The 2,456-nt window shown below is 69.5% G+C and carries 1 protein-coding gene and 1 pseudogene; both read left to right on the forward strand.

Translation table 11 applies throughout. The annotated features are described in order from the left end of the window. Positions 1–192 (forward strand): annotated as a pseudogene (locus Mam01_RS29015) (IS5-like element ISDge16 family transposase); the annotation flags it as partial. Positions 193–963: 771 nt separating this feature from the next. Further along, a partial coding sequence (locus Mam01_RS29020) for a DUF222 domain-containing protein (RefSeq protein WP_204288398.1) occupies positions 964–2,456 on the forward strand: 1,493 nt, incomplete at its 3' end.

A 2,456-nucleotide genomic window follows, 5' to 3' on the forward strand; every position in this document is an offset into this window, starting at 1 on the left:
AGCCGCCGCGCCAAAGGATCCAAGGGCGGGCGGCCTCCCGCCTTCGACCCCGAGATGTACAAGCGGCGCCACGCCGTCGAGTGCGGCATTAACCGCCTCAAACGCCACCGCGCTGTCGCCACCAGGTACGACAAACTCGCCGTCCGCTACGAAGCCACGATCCACATCGCCGCGATCAACGAATGGCTCTGACCGACTTCGATACAGGCTCTAGGTCCTGCGGCCAGCCGGAGCGCGTTGTCGTGCGCGCGGGCGCTCGCGGTCGCGTTCCCAGCGGTTGCGTAGGCGGAGGACAGCACCGACTCGTTCATCGCGCGGAGCAACCTGCTCGGTGACCGGGCGGCCCAGCACTGAGACGTCGGGCTACACCCCAGATAGGCAACCCACCTGTGACGCCAACAAATCATCAGCGCAACAGTGCCTGCAACAGCGCGGCATGGGAGAATTCATACGTGCTTTCGAATCGACGGGGGAGGTGTGATGGACTTGTTCGATAGCGGTTCTGATCACCCTCGTCGTTCGATTGACGAGGACGGCGACTGGTGGGACCGGCTGACAGCTGGCTCACCGCTGTGGTCTTCCGAGGGTTCGGCCGCCCGTGAATATGTCCCGATCGTCGTTCCCGAGCCGCGCGAGCACGTGAGTCGCATCGACAAGCCGACGGCTCGCGACGGCACTCCGAGTAGCGCTTGTGGCAGTGCCACTGTCGATGCTCCCGCCAGTTCTCCCATGTGCGCGCCGGACGGTGCCTCTGGCGCTGGCCCGGGTGACTCGGGAGAGGATCAGGACGCCGCTGAGGGAGGCGCCAGGGCCGAGGGCGACGCCGGTGGGGATCACTATGGTCGGGACGTCGGCAGTGCGGCTGATGGTGCCTCTGGTGGGGCCTTCTGCGGTGCTTGTGGTGTTTCCGGTGCTGAATCGTCGTCGTGGGTGGCGGTGGGGGCGGTTGGTGAGGCGGCTCGGGTGGTGGCGTTGGTGCCCGTGCCCGAGGACGTGGGTGTGTGTCTGGCCGAGGCCGAGGAGTTGCTTGCGGCCCGTGACCGGATCACCAGCGCATTGGCGGCCCGGGTCGGCCGTGTTCACCAGGCCGGGGAGGCGAAGAACCATGGGCATGCGTCCACCAAGTTGTGGTTGCGCTCTGCTGGGGGGATGACGCCGGCGGGAGCGGGACGCCTGTTGACCATGAGCATGGAGTTGGCCCGTCTGCCGCAGGTGTGCGAGCGGTTCGCTGAGGGCAGCTTGGCGGAGGGGGTCGTGGAGGCGATCTGCACGGCCACTGCCGGGCTGACCGATGAGCAGGCGGCGACGGCTGAGCGGATTCTGCTGGAGTTGGCGGCGTCGGCGGGTGCGGCGGAGGTGGCCAAGGCGGGGCGGTATCTGCGGGCGGTGCTGGACCCTGACGGGCATGAGAAGGACGAGCAGGCGGATTTCGACCGCCGGTTCTTCAGAGTACGACGGCGGAGGGGCGGTGGGTTGGAGGGGGAGTTTTACCTGCCGGTGGAGGTGGCGGCGCGGTTGCAGCACATGCTGGACGTCTACGCGAAACCGAAGGCCGAGGGTGATGACCGGACACTGAGTGTGCGGAACGCCGATCCGCTGATCGCGTTTCTGGAGAACAGGATAGTGACCGAGCTTCTGGTGCTGGTCAACGCCGAGTCCCTTCCCGACGACCCTCCAGGTGCCAATCCCTGCGACGACGGCAAGCTCGCAGGCACCGACACTACAGACATCGACCCCACAGGCACCGACCTCACAGCCGATCATCCCGCCGCCGACCCCGGCGGCGAGCCCCGCGCCGGTGATGCTCCGGGGCATGACAGCGGTAGCTGTCAGAGCGGGCCTTGCGTGAGCGGGCCTTGTGACAGCGGCATGCCCGAGTGCGACGGTGACCGGTTCGTCGGCGATGCGCCGATGCAGGGCGAGGAGCACCGGGCTGACGTGCCCTTCGGCCAGGACCCTGCCACGGCCGCTTGCGCCTGCCGCGACGACGCCCCTGCCATGCACAGCACGGACACCCCCGGCGGTGACCGTCCCAGGGACCGCCACGCCCACGGCTGCCCCGGCGGCGACCGTTTGGGGGACCGCCCGGGGGAGTGCCGCGCTCCCGCCTGTCCCGGTGGGGATCGCCGTGGTGGCGGTGGCTCTGATGGCGGCTGTCCTGTCGGCGGCGGTGCGGCGGGGGACTACTCGTATGCCTTCGCGTCAGGTGAGGCGCCGAGCGGGATGCCGGGCGCGGGAGCCGATGCCCGGTGGGGCACGGACCCAGACGCTCCACCGGGTGCGGAACATGGGGGCGACGCCTGGCCGGGAGGCGAGCCCGGGCTGGGAGGTGAGGCATGGGCGGGGGCGGGCCCTGACGCTCCGCCGTGGCCGGGAGGCGAGGCCGGGCCGGAGAGTGATGCCTGGGCGGAGGGTGATGCCTGGCCGGGGGTGGGAGCGGATGTTCCGCCGGGGGC

Origin of the sequence: Microbispora amethystogenes, from assembly GCF_016863015.1 — a bacterium.
GTDB lineage: Bacteria > Actinomycetota > Actinomycetes > Streptosporangiales > Streptosporangiaceae > Microbispora > Microbispora amethystogenes.